Genomic DNA, 14421 nt, shown 5'->3' with positions numbered 1-14421 from the left:
GACAGAAAACACAGATCCGGATGTAAACGGTACATCATGCTTTTTGAACTGTATTTTCCGTTTTTTGTCACTCATTCTCTTCATTCTGTCAAAAAATCATCGGTTGCAGGCTAAGATTTTCTATTTTTGAGGACTATGAAATCCGGACCGGAAAATAATCTTAAACAAAATATCTTTTTTCAGCTGTTCTTCTGGACCGCCTTATTTTTATTCGGAATCGTAAGAAATTACGGAGAACCGGCAGTAGGAATTTCTTCAGAAATAATTATCTATAATTTCTGTCACTGGATATTTCAGATCGCAGGGGCCAATTTCATTTATTATTTTTTGATCAGGAATTTTTTTGACCGGAAAAAATATGCCGGGTTTTCGCTGTATCTGGTTTTCAGTCTGTATATGATTTCGGTGATGAACAGGATCTTCATTGTTTATCTGGCGGAACCATTTTTCATCAATGTTCCCAAGGACAGTCTCCTTAGTATTTTCACCGATATCAGTTATCTGCTGACCCATTATACTTTTCCCATCATCAGCGGTGCTTTTATTTTTATTTCTGTGATGTTTGTCATCCGGTACAAGGATGAAAAAGAAAATACGGCCAAACTGCAGAAGGAAAAGGCAGAACTGGAGCTGAAATCGCTGAAATCCCAGCTGAAGCCACACTTTCTCTTCAATACGCTGAATAATATCTATTCTCTTTCACTAAGTAATTCGGAAAAAACATCGGAATCGATCAGCAGACTTTCTGATATTCTGGATTATATTTTATACAAAGGTCCTGAAAATAAGGTTTCCATAGCTGAAGAACTCGCTGTGATTAATGATTATATCGCACTGGAAAGCCTGAGATACCATGAAGGAAGGCTAAAAGTTTCCATAACAAACGATTGGGATTCTACGGCTGTTATTCCACCGCTGCTCTATCTTACTCTTGTTGAAAATGCTTTTAAACATGGGTCAGGAAACACAGCAGGTCAAACGGAAATCACCATTCATGTTTCTACAGATGGCCTCTGCTCCGTTTTCCAGATTGAAAATACGTTTGAGGATCATCAAAATGATCATTCGGAAGGAATCGGGCTTAAAAATATAGAAAGCCAGCTCCGCCATCATTACCGGAATGATTTTATCTTCAAAGTTTCAAGGGAAAACAGTAATTTTAAAGTTGAAATAAAAACGCCTGCAGCCTTATGATCAATTGTATCATTGTAGATGACGAGCCTCTGGCAGCCGCACTGCTGGAAAAACATATTTCCAGAATCAGCCATTTAAAACTGACCGGAAAAGCTGAAAACGCCCTGGATGCCTATCAGCTTCTGAAATCCGGATCTGTAGATCTTATGTTTCTGGATATTCAGATGCCTCATCTCACGGGAATTGATTTTCTGAGATCACTTCCGCAGAAACCACCAACGATTTTTACAACGGCTTACCGGGATTTTGCCCTGGAAGGTTTTGAGCTGGAAGCCGTAGATTATCTTTTGAAACCGATCACTTTTGAACGTTTTTTTAAATCTGTAGAACGGGTTTTAAGGACGAGAACTGAATCCACGGAAGAATTTATCATGATCAAAACTGAAGGTATGACCCGGAAAGTTTCAATTCAGGAAATTGTTTATTTTGAAAGTCAGGGAAATGATATTAAGATGGTTCTGACCAGCGGGGAAAACCTGATCTCAAAAAATAAAATAACAGATCTGGAAGCTGTTTTATCCGGAAAAGGATTTATCAGAATCCACCGTTCGTTTATGATCAATACTCATCTGGTGACCGCTTTTAATAATCATGAGGTGGCACTCGGCTCTTATCATATTCCGGTGGGGAGAAGTTATAAAACTGAATTTGATGCTTTTGTGGCGGGGCTTTCGAAGGGTTCGGTTAATCCTTAAATACAGGCTTTCTACTATAATTTAAGTGCGTTTAATGATATAATAAGCCATTTCACCATCTGCTCTTTTCAGATTTTCCAAACGTTTAAAACCTGCTTTTTCCAGAACTTTCTGCGAACCTAGATTATCGAGATCTGTCACGGCTACTACCTCATTCCCATCTGTATTTGAAAAACAATAATTAACAAGGGCACGGCTTACTTTCGTTGCAATTCCTTTGCCCCAGTATTTTTTGCTCAAAGTATATCCAATTTCAATCTGGTTGGGAATGTCAGCAAAGTTTCTGGCCAGACACATTCCAATGAAATCATCAGTTTCAGGATGGAATATCCCGAATCTGCCGAAAGGACCTTTTGCATAATCATCCAAAGCAATGTCAAACATTTCTGCGTATTGCTGTGGTGAGCGGTAAGGAAGATACGTTGTCACCTCTGCATCTTCAAAAAGGTCACAAAACAGATTCTGTTCTGCTGCTAAAAATTGACGGATGATAAAATCCCGGTCCTGATGGAGAATATTCATATTTAATTGATGATAAAGAAAGTAAATGTACAAATTATTGCCGCCAGTAACAATAATGAAACAGGATCCGGCGTTTATATTCCCGGCAGGCTGATAATGAAAAGTCACGGACTTGGAAAATTCTGCGATAGAGAACATTAAATTTATATTAAAAAATGTACATTAAAATAGATATATCATCTGTAAATTAAAGCATTACGTTTATCGGAAAATTCATATCATCAATCCGGTTTTTTATGAAATTTCAGATCCAATATTTTTAAAAAGACAGAAAACCATTCATTTACAAGCATTTGCACATGCAACGGAATGCATAATATCAGCAGGCCAGCCATTATGGATATTAAAAAAAAGTATTACTTTTGCTTGAGATAATAAAATTGTTTTCGAGCATTTTTATTAGTAATTTTAGTACACCAATTTTATAAAACATTAAAATCCCTTCAAATGAGAAAAATAATTCTACTCATTACATGTATGTTCGGTATTTCAGTTTTCTCACAGATTAAAGTGTTGAAAAATGAAAGCCTGGTGGAAATTGGTAAAGATAACTCTGTAGGTTTATATAAGAAAGAAGATAAATTTACCATCAACTACCAGGATCTTAATACGAGCAACCTGAATACGATACGGTCTTTTTCATTCCAGAATCTTGACGGTGATGTTTCCGGCCTTTATAAGCTGATCACTGACGGTTTTGTGACGCTACCCGATGAAAATGTTATCCTGGAACTTCCCAACGATATCATTGAGCTTCATTATGAGAAAAATTATGGCCAGCCTACGATGCAGTTTATCCAGTACATCAATAAGAACCGTAAATATGTAGGAAAGTCACAGTTTTTGAATCAAAAACAGGTGGAGAAGATATTTGGAAAAATCAATGGAAAATCTGCGATGTACGAAAAGCCGTCTACCATTCATCAGATCAATGGGACAAAGGGCGCTTCCAAGCAGGCTTCCAATGCCACCCCAACCTCCGGGAGCAGCAACAAAAACAAAAAATCAAGAAAATAATCGTATTATTTTTCAATATTATACAACTCATTCATCCGAATGAGTTTTTTATTTTTATTTTTGCAGAAAGACATTAAGAATTATGCCGCTTCAGATAATCAATTTGACCAAAAAATTTGGTGAACAGACTGCCTTAAACCAAATCAATATTTCCATCGATAAGAATGAAATCATCGGTCTTCTGGGACCCAACGGAGCCGGGAAATCTACCCTGATGAAGTCTATTGTAGGGGCACTGAAAATTGATCAGGGCGAAATTATTTTTAATGGAATGAATATTTCTGAAAACGAAATTGAAAGCAAGAAGAAAATAGGCTTCCTTCCTGAAAACAATCCGCTGTATATGGAAATGTACATTAAGGAATATCTTCAGTTTGTGGCCAATATCCATAAAATTCCTTCAGCAAGAGTGGATGAAGTGATCGAACTGGTAGGAATCACGCCTGAAAAATCAAAAAAGATAGGACAATTGTCGAAAGGTTACAAGCAAAGAGTGGGACTTGCCCAGGCGATCATTCACCAACCAGACCTGTTAATTCTGGACGAACCCACAAACGGGCTGGATCCTAACCAGATCATTGAGATCAGAAATGTGGTGAAAGAGATCGGACAGCAGAAAACGGTTCTTCTTTCCACGCACATTATGCAGGAAGTGGAAGCTTTGTGCTCACGTGTGATCCTGATCCACAAAGGAAATATTCTCCAGGACTGCCCTATTGATGAGTTTAAAGGCCGATTTGACAGCCTGGAAGAAGCTTTCGCAAGCTATACGGCTGTTTCTTAACTGAGCAGCAAATGGCTTCATATTTGATGGGGTTATATCCAACCAATAACCCACATTAAAATGATCAAAAAGATTTTATCAGGAGCATTCTGCATCAGCCTGTTTACTTTTTCTTATGCCGGTGAAAGACCATCGACCATCACTACAGCCGTTGAAGTACAGCCTTTTCAGCAGATCCCTAAAACCGTGATCATCAAGACCAAAAAGTTCAAGATCAGAATTGACAAACAGCCGAACGGAAAATACCTTTACCAATCCTGGGCTGCCAACGCAAAAATCACATCAAAACCAAGTATGATCATCAGTGATGGTGAACTTATACCTGATGGATCGGGAGGAAATTATTATTTCAGGTTCCTGAATAATGGCTATACCTATGAAGTATGGAGAAACTATCTTACGGATTCGGCTTCCAAAGCACCTTATACTTTAAGTGTAACGGATGATAATGATAAGGAAATTGTCAATCAGGATGGTGTTGTTGTGAAGCAGTAATTCAATACTTTCTTTTCTAGAATTTTTCTGAATTGAAACAAAGACGTGTGGGAAAATAACCTGCCCGGCAGATTCGTATGTCTTACCATATCATTCAATCAAATTTTCTGATTGTAATTTACACTACGAACCCATCTGTCTCAGCTGCGTGAAGAAACCACTTCCCTCATAGCTTTCTGCTGCTGCTTTGTAGCCGATATTGAAAATTTCTTCCAGACGGTCTTTTCTGCGTTCAAAAGTTCCGTAGGAGGACAGTTTCTGAGAAGAAATAAACCAGTCACAGTAATCGAATTTTCCTTTTTCAACTCTGTAGGAAAGAAGGTCGTAGGAACGGGAAACGATGGCTTTAATGGATTTTAAATCTTTAATGTCAATATCATGCGGCGGGGAGACGAAAACACCGATCAGTTTATCGCAGTCTTCCCTGATGATATCTGCGGGAAAATTATTTAGTACACCTCCATCACAGTACATTTCATCCCCAATAATATACGGTGTTGTAACGCCCGGAATAGAGCATGATGCAATAATGGCATCCACTACCTCAAAGTCTTCCTCAAAAATTTTCTGGGTACCGGAAACGAGTTCTGTGGCTACAATTTTCACTTCCTTTTTCAGATCCCCCAGTTTCATATCATGAAAAATAGGTTTAAGATAATTCCTGAAGATTACAGAAGAAACCAATCCCGGCTGATTGAATGTAAAATGTTTCCAGTTGAAAAAATAAACGGAATTGAAAAACTCCAGAATCTCATCCGGCGTTTTCCCGACGGCATAAAGGCAGCCCACGATGGATCCGGCACTGCAGCAGGACAGTACGTCTACATCAATCTTTTTTTCGTTCAAGAATTTTAAAACTCCTGCATGGGCAATCCCTTTGGTACCGCCTCCCGACAAAACCAGTCCTGTTCTCTCAAAATTCATAGAATAAATGTAAGGAATCAGGGCGAGAAAATAAGGTTAAATTTTAGAAATATTTTTTTGGGATTGAGATTAAGGTTAAAGTTGAGATTTATGGATAGGAGGCTGGAAGTTTCTATTGGACGCCAATATTAAGCAGTTACTATTAAATTTGTTGAAGCAATTAAAAAATTAATAAAATTGCCCTGCAACTGTACTTGCGAGCTTAATAACCTCCCTCTTCCATCTTCCTGACCTTAATTATTTCTTTTCATAGCGTTCAAGGATCTTTACCAGATCACTATCTTCAGCCATGATATCGATCATTGATGAAAGATCGGGATAGGCTCCGAATATTTCTTTCAGCTGTGCTTTTACTCCGGGTGCTTTAAAATAGATTTCATTAATACTTTTATTTTTCCGCATCACCAGATAATCTATATTTTTGGTCTCGTAGGTGTAAATAGAACCTTTGTACAGGCTCTTTCTGTACCATTGTGTCTTGTTTCCGCTGTACATTACCTGAAGCAGTCCCGAGTCTTTGGAAAGAACGGATTTTGAAGTAACGAACCTTCTTTTCACTTTCTTAAGATCTTTCATCTCCAGATATTTAATATCATCTTCATTGACTTTGATTTTTTTTCCTGAAGGGTCCAAAACCGTGATCTGCCGGATATAGGTTGCCGGAGAAAACTCGTCATTATCATACAGCCCAATATTCAGGATTTTTGTTTTTATGGTGTCTTTAGAATTTTTCAGGACATATTTTGCAGGAAAGAAAGTTTCTTTAAACATCGTTTCTTTCTGCGAGAACAGAAGATTAAAACAAAGGGAAATCAGTAATACACTAAATTTTTTCATAATTGTAAGGGTAATAAAAAAAGCCCAGAACGAATCTGAGCTTTAAATATAGATATTAATATTCTAGTTATTAATATACTTTTCAAAAATTGCTGAAAAGTCTTTCTGATTGTACTTCTCGTAGCTGTTTTTAGACCAGTTGAACACATATTCATTAACGTTCTGCAGTTCCTGGCTTTTTGAAACATTTTCCTGTTTTCCGGAAGCTACGGTACTGATCGCTTTCTGAAGACTGTCTACAGAAAATCCTAAAAGCGACTGGTTGTGATGTACTTCCTGCTGGATCGCCAAAAGAGCTTTGTAAAGATCCTTTAACTGATCGATCTGGCCTTTGCTTACACTGATCATCAAAGGAACATTTCCGATATGGAATGAGATTTCCACATCAAGATCTATTGTTCCGGCAGTTTGCAGGGCAATATTTGAAAACGGAAACTGATAATATTCGTATCTTCTTAAAATTCTCTTTTTATCCAGAGCGCTTGCTCCGTCGATATGAATCAGTGCTCTGTTGGTAAAGCAGTATTCATCTCTTTTGGATTTGATCAGGAAGAAAATTTTCTCACGGTCTTCGGACAGGATATAATCATCTGAATCTACCTTATCATAATCATGAGCAGGAATAATTTTTCCGATATCTCCAAGGCCTAATGCTTCTGCGGCAAGTTTTTTAAACATCTTTAATAACAGGTATTAGTTCAATGAATATTAGATGTGGATCACTTCACCATAAGCTGCTGCTGCTGCTTCCATAATAGCTTCAGAAACCGTTGGGTGCGGGTGGATAGACTTGATGATCTCATGACCTGTAGTTTCCAGTTTTCTGGCAACCACTGCTTCTGCAACCATATCTGTAACACCTTCTCCAATCATGTGGCATCCTAACCATTCACCGTATTTAGCATCAAAAATAACTTTGACGAAACCGTCTGTATTTCCGTTAGCAGTAGCTTTACCACTTGCAGAAAGCGGGAATTTACCTACTTTGATCTCGTATCCTTTTTCTTTAGCCTGTTTTTCTGTAAGACCTACAGAAGCTACTTCAGGGTGACAGTATGTACATCCAGGGATATTGCCATAGTCGATTTTCTCAACATGCAGTCCTTTGATCTTTTCTACGCAAGTGATTCCTTCTGCTGAAGCAACGTGTGCCAAAGCCTGAGTAGGAATAATATCACCGATTGCATAGTAACCCGGAACTGAAGTTTCGTACCATTCGTTCACCAAAACTCTTCCTTTATCTGTCTGTATGCCTACTTCTTCCAATCCGATGTTTTCGATATTGGCAGCAATACCAACGGCAGAAAGTAAAATATCAGCTTCAAGAGTGATTGTTCCGTTCGCTGTTTTCACAGTAGCTTTCACCCCTTCTCCGCTTGTATCTACGCTTTCTACAGACGCATTGGTCATAATTTCGATGCCTGTCTTTTTAAGAGATTTTTCCAGGTGTTTAGAAATTTCCTCATCTTCTACAGGAACGATGTTTGGCATAAATTCTACAACAGTTACCTTAGTTCCCATTGTGTTATAGAAGTCAGCAAATTCTACCCCGATAGCTCCGGAACCTACAACAATCATAGATTTCGGCTGCTCAGGAAGAGATAATGCCTGTCTGTATCCGATTACTTTCTTACCGTCCTGAGGAAGGTTTGGAAGTTCTCTTGAACGTGCTCCTGTTGCGATAATGATGTTTTCTCCTGAATATTCAGTTACTTTACCGTCTTTATCTGTAACAGACACTTTTTTACCTTTCTGTACGGTAGCTGTACCAAGGATAACGTCTATCTTGTTCTTCTTCATAAGGAATTCAATTCCTTTGCTCATTTTGCTGGCTACCCCACGGCTTCTCTGGATCACGTTTGGAAATTCAAAACTTGCCTCCACTTTATTAAGACCATAGTCTTCAGCGTGGTTGATATAATGAAAAACCTGAGCAGATTTCAATAAAGCTTTAGTAGGAATACATCCCCAGTTCAGGCAGATTCCTCCTAAATTCTCCTTCTCGATAATTGCAGTTTTGAAACCCAATTGTGCTGCTCTGATCGCTGTAACATAACCGCCAGGACCGCTTCCGATGACAATGATATCGTAGTTCATTATTTTAAAAATTTTTATGCGAATTTAAGGAAAAATATTGGATGTTCTATGTTCTGCCATTTCATATTTCACTGAATGCTAACTTCATTTTACCGGCCCATCATTTACGCCACAACAATGCATTCAATTTTTTAACTTTCTTGCCGTACGATATGTTTAAAAAGATTTATCTTTGCAAAATCACAATATAGTGATTTAAGTAATAAAACTAAAAAATAACCATCTGTAAACGAATATTGTATAATTAATTTCACTATTTATATAAAATAAGATCATATGAAAACCAAGAATTTTATTCCGGTATTGGTCCTGTGGGGTTTCTTTTTAAACGCGCAGGTTGGTATTAAAACTAATACTCCTAACAGTACTTTAGCGGTGGCAGGATCTCTGGGAGCTGATTATAAGCAGATCTCAGCAACCACCTATTCTATCACAGCAACAGATCATTACCTAACCTATAACGGAACCGGAAATGCGACCTTCACGCTTCCGGTAATCGGAACAGGTACAACGAGTTACACCGGGAGAATTTATAAGATTAAGAATATTTCCACTTCCGGTATTACCCTTCAGGCTTCGAGTGGAAATACTTTGAGAATTGACAATACTCCGGTTACCTCTTTTGTGATTCCCACGGGAGCTTATGCTGAAGTGGTGAATAACAGCAATACTACAGGAGGAACCTGGGATCTGTCTTTTACAGTGCTTCCCAAGCCGAGTAATGTAGATATTTACGGGGTACAGCTTCTTGTTCCGCCTCATGCCGGCGGTACTGCCCCTGTAGCAGACTGGACCAACCATACCGTAACTGGCTATGATACGGGAACTGGAACGGACGCGTGGTGGGTGATCAGTAAAGCATCAACTACCTATGCTCATACTTCCGCTTATTCCAATGCCAGCCGTATGATGCTGGTCTATGAATATCAGGGCGCTCCTTTCAATGTAACCAATATGTATCCGATCTTAACGGCAGGGAATAACTCCAGTTTTCCGGATGTTTTCACGGCTTCATTTGTGAGTCTTGCCAATGTTTCAGGAAAAACAAGACTTACCGTTTCGGTTTCACGTATTGATTTTATTGGAAATAACACGGTCAGTGGCAATAACAGTAACTGGACGGGAACTTTCCTTCTGAATCTGTTACTGGCGAGAAAATTATATTAAAGTCGAGGCTAAGGTTGAGGCTGAGGTTAAGACTTAGATTAAGATTATCATATAAAAGCCGTTTCATTTGTGTGAAACGGCTTTTATATTTTGTCTGTTTTCCGTTTTTCAACGGATTTGGTATCAATTTTTAAGGTTGAAACCTTACATTTTTTTCAGTAATCTTTTCTGGCTCTGGTATTTTTCATTTAAAGCCTTCATCTGATCCCGCTTCATCTTTTTTGTGGCTAGCGGATGATTAAGAATCAATTTCTTTTCCTGATTGTATCTTTTGTCCAGCTCACGTGATTTGATGCTGATCAGCTCACTTTTCGAAGGATGCGGAGGAGCAGGCGGACGCTTCTGTGCGTTTACACTCATCGATAAGCCTAATAACAATACGGTTGATATAAAAAACTTTCTCATGACTTTTACTTTTTTGAATGATTGAAAAGAATAATGGATTATTAATTCAATTCATTCAGGTTTTGTCCTGAATATTACACATATCGTACCAGAGTTTCTGCTGTTTTCAGTCCAAATCCCTCAAAACACCCTTGTGAAAAGGTTTAAGTTCCCAAAACAAAAAATCTATTCCACCTCAATATTCTGCTTCAGAGGAAGGTTTTTGGAAGAATTTCCCACCATAATTCTGTACGTTCCTTTTTCTACGGTCCAGTTCATCTGCTCATCCAAAAACTGCAGCTCTCTGACCGGAACTTCAATGGTGATCTGTTTCGATTCTCCGGGATTTAAATAGATCTTCCGGAAGCCTTTTAACTCAATAACGGGTCTTGAAACAGAAGCCAGCAGATCTTTCACGTATAACTGAACGACCTCGCTGCCTGCTTTTTTTCCTGTATTTTTAACGGTAACATGAGCCATAAGGGTATCATTTTCCGAATATTTTGTTTTGTTCAAATGAAGCTCTGAAATCTCAAATGTGGTATAGCTCAGTCCAAAACCAAAAGGATACAGAGGTTCTCCGCTCAGGTCATGATAATCATTTCCCCTTCCTGTCGGGTGGTGATTGTAGGTCAGTGGCAGCTGACCTTCTTCCGCCGGGAATGTAATGGGCAGCTTTCCGGAAGGATTTTCCGCTCCGAACAGAATTTTCGCCACTGCATTTCCCCCTTCTTCTCCGGGATACCAAACGTCTAAAACAGCTCCGGCCTTGTCTTTCCAGGCTGTGGTTTTTATCGCTGATCCGCCAATCAAAATTACCGTGACCGGTTTATTCAGTTTTGAAACTTCATGGATGAATTTTTCCTGATTTCCGGGCAGGCTCAGTGAGGAACGGTCTTGGAATTCTCCTTCATGAATTCCTGCTGTAATGATGATATGATCGGCATTTTGTACTGTTTTTAAAGCTTCCTCAAAATCTTTCTGGTAGTTATCGATGTCATAATTCCAGATCAGCCCGATATTAGCTTCTCCTCTGCTTTCACGGAATTCTATCACAAGATCATATGGCTGGTCTCTGATAAAATCAATAGCAGCTGTTTTTGTGGAATAACCTAGTTTTTCCCATTGATCAATGATGAGTTTTCCATTCATATACAGTCTGAAACCATCATTTCCCCGTAATCCAAGCTGGTATTTTCCACTCTCAGGAGCCTTGAGTTTTCCGGTCCAGCGGATGCTGTAGTTGTCAGGCTGCAGCTTTTCAGGGTCCGGCGAATACAAAGTCCATTTGAAATTGATTTCTTCATCCTGCTTTTCAAAAGCCGGATTTCCTTTTAATTCCGTATTGGAAAAATAGCTTCCTTTTAATCCTTTTTTATTTTCAAAAGACAAAAAATTCGCAGGAACCGTTTTAAAATTCTTCAGATCCCACGTAATCCCTTTGGCGTAAAGGATCTCCATATTTTTATCTTTCGTGAAGTTTTTAATGCCTTCCAGAATACTGACTTTATGATTTCCCGGTCCGGAATAACCTCCAAGCCTTGCATCAACAGCATCGGTTCCTATTACTGCTATTTTTTTGATATTGGCTGAAACAGGAAGCGTTTCATTGTTGTTCTGTAATAAAACGATGGATTCAAGCGCAGATTTTTCTGCCAGCGGTTTATGATTGATCTTTTTTAATTCTTTGATTTCCTGATCTGAGACATAAGGATTTTCAAAAAGACCAAGTTCAAATTTTGCCCTTAAAACCCTTGCTACTGCATCATCTATTCTGTCCTTTGAAATCCGTCCATCCAAAAACGGAGGCATAAACAATTGATAATGTTTGTATTCTGTCTGAAATATAACGTCAAGCCCGGCGTTCATGGCCTGAGCGGAGGCGTCATCGTAGTCTTTTGCTGTAAAATGAAGCACATTGGCTCCTCCCACCGCACTTGCATCACTGATCACAAAGCCTTTGAAATTCCAGTCTTTCTTCAGTTTTCCGGTGAGCAGCCAATGATTCGCCGTTGAAGGTCTTCCGTCTAAAAGATTGTAAGAAGTCATCACCGATCTGCTTTTTCCTGATGTAAATGCCTTGTGAAAAGGAACAAGATGAGTTTCTTCAAGATACCTTCTGCTCCAGTGAACAGGATAAGAATCTCGTCCGCCTTCCCCTACATTAGCTAGAAAATGCTTCGGAGTGGTAATGATCCCCATATTTTCAAATGAGCTTACAAAACTGACTCCCATCACAGAGGTTAAAAAGGGATCTTCCCCATACGTTTCCTCTGTCCGTCCCCATCTCACATCGCTGGCCAGATTGACTACGGGCGTCAGAATCTGGCGGATTCCTCTTAATTTTGATTCTTTTGCAATAGCGGAAGAAACCTGCTTCATCAGTTCGGGATTAAAAGTGGCCGCAAGTCCTAATGCCTGTGGAAAAGCAGTCGCACCCTCACGTACCAGACCGTGTAAAGCCTCATCAAAAGGGATAATCGGGATGCCCAACCGGGATTCCTCCATAAAATATTTCTGAATGAAATTGATCTTTTTTGCCAGCTTTTCAGCGTCTTCATCCGCATTGTATTTCAGCAATTGTCCGGCAGCCCCGCCACCCTGGTTGGAAGCGCTTACCTGCAGTCCAAAAATTCCGTGTCTGTACTGATCTTTCGGGACATGATCCAGATCTCCCGGGATCATAAAACACTGCCAGAATTTCTCTTCGGGAGTCATTCTTTTTAACAGATCCTGAACTCTGATTTCAACGGGCTGCTTTGGATCTTTGTACAGCGGTTTTTCTTTCTGGGCATACAGAAAAACGGAACTTAGTGAGAAAGTAATGACCGTAACTTTGATAAAATTCAGCTTCATTATTGAGTCATTTGAATTACGGCTGCATACTTTAATTTTGCCCTTTCTTCCGGCAGTTTTACTTCTATTTTGCTTCCTGACTGCTTCCACTGTACGTTTGAATTCATTCCCAAAACCTTTAATGATCTGGGTTTAAAATTTTCCGGAATTGAAAAGCTGAGCACGGACGGAGCATGATAATCTGCCTTATCATCGATGTGAAAAATATTGAGGGTCTTCCCGTCTTTCGCCTGGGTGTAGTAAAAGTTTCCGTCGTGGTACGGCTCTGCACTTCTGGTTGCAAATACCGCCGACTGGTTTTTATCCATCCATCCGGAAATTTCCTTTAATCTGTCATACACCACGGCATCATAATCACCATTGGGTCCGGGAGCAATATTCATCAGATAATTTCCGCCTCTTGAAATAATTTTAATAAGGGTTTCTATGATTTTCTGAGAGGATTTGTAGTTGTCATTGGGAACATAAGAGAAGGAATCTCCCATTGTGATACAGCTTTCCCAGGGGATAGAAAGTGCATGTTCGGGAACAGCCTGTTCAGGAGTCACATAATTTTCCCATTTTCCCGGAACGGTACGGTCTACCACAATGATTCCCGGCTGGTTTTTTCTGGCCATGGTTCCTATTTTATCCATGTCGATGTCCTGCTCCACTTTAATGGTTCGCTGCCATTCTACAGAGGGATCAATGGTTTTGAAAGGGCGCACCCAGCCTCCATCCAGCCAAAGGATATCAATCTTTCCGTAGTTGGAAGTAATTTCATTGAGCTGATTAAAGGTAAACTTTTTAAAGGAATCCCATCTTTCGGGATATTTCTTCGGATCGTAGTTTACATTTCTGTCTTTAGGCGGAAAATAAGGCCACCAGTAGTTTTCGGAATGCCAGTCCGGTTTTGAAAAGTAGGCTCCTATTTTGAATCCATCTTTTCTGAAAGCATTGAAGATTTCTCTGGTGACATCTGCTCTAGGATTTTTGGAGAAAGGTGTTTTGGCTGAAGTTACTTTATAATCGGTTTCTTTGGTATCAAACATGGAGAAACCGTCGTGGTGCTTGGTGGTAAAAACCACATACTTCATCCCGGCTTTCTTTGCTGCATCCGCCCATTTCTGAGGGTTAAAATCAACAGGATTAAAGGTGGTCTGAAGATTTTCATAATTTTTCACGTATTCCGTATAGGATTTTCCGTGTTCTGGTTTTCTCTGGGTCCAGGATTCATCCTCGGGACAGAGGCTCCAGCTTTCCACAATGCCCCACTGGCTGTAGGTTCCCCAATGCATAAACAGTCCGAATTTAAGATCCTGCCACTGCTCCAGATTCTGAACAACAAGCGGATCATCCGGCTTCTGATACCCGGCAGATACATTATGAGCCTGTGAAAAAAACGTGGAGGAAATGAGAAAAGAGGAAAGGAAAAAGGTCTTTGTTTTCTGTTTAATGAGCATATGAGGT

General features: G+C 39.5%; 14 protein-coding genes. 6 read left to right on the top strand and 8 right to left on the bottom strand.

Features of this window, described 5'->3' with window-relative positions; translation table 11 throughout:
- The first annotated feature begins 135 nt into the window (after positions 1–135).
- Positions 136–1194, top strand: a complete 1059-nt coding sequence (locus JET18_RS05885) for a sensor histidine kinase (RefSeq protein ID WP_202089683.1) — start codon at positions 136–138, stop codon at positions 1192–1194.
- Entirely contained in the window at positions 1191–1889 is a 699-nt protein-coding gene (locus tag JET18_RS05880) for a LytR/AlgR family response regulator transcription factor (RefSeq protein ID WP_202089682.1), read from the top strand. The genes JET18_RS05885 and JET18_RS05880 overlap by 4 nt, the downstream gene beginning before the upstream one ends.
- Positions 1890–1910: 21 nt before the next feature.
- Here the strand turns inward: JET18_RS05880 and JET18_RS05875 are convergent, their stop codons facing one another.
- Entirely contained in the window at positions 1911–2411 is a 501-nt protein-coding gene (locus tag JET18_RS05875) for a GNAT family N-acetyltransferase (RefSeq protein ID WP_202089681.1), read from the bottom strand.
- Positions 2412–2858: 447 nt separating this feature from the next.
- On the opposite strand from JET18_RS05875, the gene JET18_RS05870 reads away from it, so the two are divergent.
- From JET18_RS05870 to JET18_RS05860, 3 genes are all read left to right on the top strand, one after another.
- A complete protein-coding gene (locus JET18_RS05870) occupies positions 2859–3428 on the top strand; it encodes a hypothetical protein (RefSeq protein ID WP_202089680.1) in 570 nt (189 codons plus the stop codon).
- Between the two features lie 82 nt (positions 3429–3510).
- On the top strand, positions 3511–4212 hold the full coding sequence (locus JET18_RS05865) for an ABC transporter ATP-binding protein (RefSeq protein ID WP_202089679.1): 702 nt from the start codon (positions 3511–3513) through the stop codon (positions 4210–4212).
- 60 nt (positions 4213–4272) lie between these two features.
- Positions 4273–4707: a hypothetical protein gene (locus JET18_RS05860; protein WP_202089678.1), complete on the top strand. Its 435-nt coding sequence runs from the start codon at positions 4273–4275 to the stop codon at positions 4705–4707.
- Between the two features lie 123 nt (positions 4708–4830).
- Here the strand turns inward: JET18_RS05860 and JET18_RS05855 are convergent, their stop codons facing one another.
- From JET18_RS05855 to lpdA, 4 genes are all read right to left on the bottom strand, one after another.
- Positions 4831–5631 carry a patatin-like phospholipase family protein gene (locus JET18_RS05855; protein ID WP_202089677.1) on the bottom strand — a complete coding sequence of 267 codons (801 nt, stop codon included), beginning with the start codon at positions 5629–5631 and terminating at the stop codon, positions 4831–4833.
- A 237-nt stretch (positions 5632–5868) separates the two neighbouring features.
- Entirely contained in the window at positions 5869–6468 is a 600-nt protein-coding gene (locus JET18_RS05850) for a hypothetical protein (protein WP_202089676.1), read from the bottom strand.
- Positions 6469–6531: 63 nt separating this feature from the next.
- On the bottom strand, positions 6532–7146 hold the full coding sequence (locus tag JET18_RS05845) for a PH domain-containing protein (protein WP_062648436.1): 615 nt from the start codon (positions 7144–7146) through the stop codon (positions 6532–6534).
- 30 nt (positions 7147–7176) lie between these two features.
- On the bottom strand, positions 7177–8565 hold the full coding sequence (lpdA, locus tag JET18_RS05840; RefSeq protein WP_202089675.1) for a dihydrolipoyl dehydrogenase: 1389 nt from the start codon (positions 8563–8565) through the stop codon (positions 7177–7179).
- Positions 8566–8841: 276 nt separating this feature from the next.
- On the opposite strand from lpdA, the gene JET18_RS05835 reads away from it, so the two are divergent.
- Positions 8842–9732: a hypothetical protein gene (locus tag JET18_RS05835; protein WP_202089674.1), complete on the top strand. Its 891-nt coding sequence runs from the start codon at positions 8842–8844 to the stop codon at positions 9730–9732.
- 144 nt (positions 9733–9876) lie between these two features.
- Here JET18_RS05835 and JET18_RS05830 read toward each other — a convergent pair whose 3' ends face one another.
- From JET18_RS05830 to JET18_RS05820, 3 genes are all read right to left on the bottom strand, one after another.
- Entirely contained in the window at positions 9877–10137 is a 261-nt protein-coding gene (locus tag JET18_RS05830; protein ID WP_202089673.1) for a hypothetical protein, read from the bottom strand.
- Between the two features lie 165 nt (positions 10138–10302).
- Positions 10303–12972: a glycoside hydrolase family 3 N-terminal domain-containing protein gene (locus JET18_RS05825; RefSeq protein ID WP_202089672.1), complete on the bottom strand. Its 2670-nt coding sequence runs from the start codon at positions 12970–12972 to the stop codon at positions 10303–10305.
- On the bottom strand, positions 12972–14414 hold the full coding sequence (locus JET18_RS05820) for an alpha-L-fucosidase (RefSeq protein ID WP_202089671.1): 1443 nt from the start codon (positions 14412–14414) through the stop codon (positions 12972–12974). Before JET18_RS05820 ends, JET18_RS05825 begins: the two co-directional genes overlap by 1 nt.
- Positions 14415–14421 lie beyond the last annotated feature (7 nt).

Source organism: Chryseobacterium endalhagicum (assembly GCF_016745235.1).
Classification (GTDB): Bacteria; Bacteroidota; Bacteroidia; order Flavobacteriales; family Weeksellaceae; genus Chryseobacterium; species Chryseobacterium endalhagicum.
Note: the sequence above shows the minus strand (reverse complement) of the source record. Positions and strands in the feature narration are given on the sequence as shown.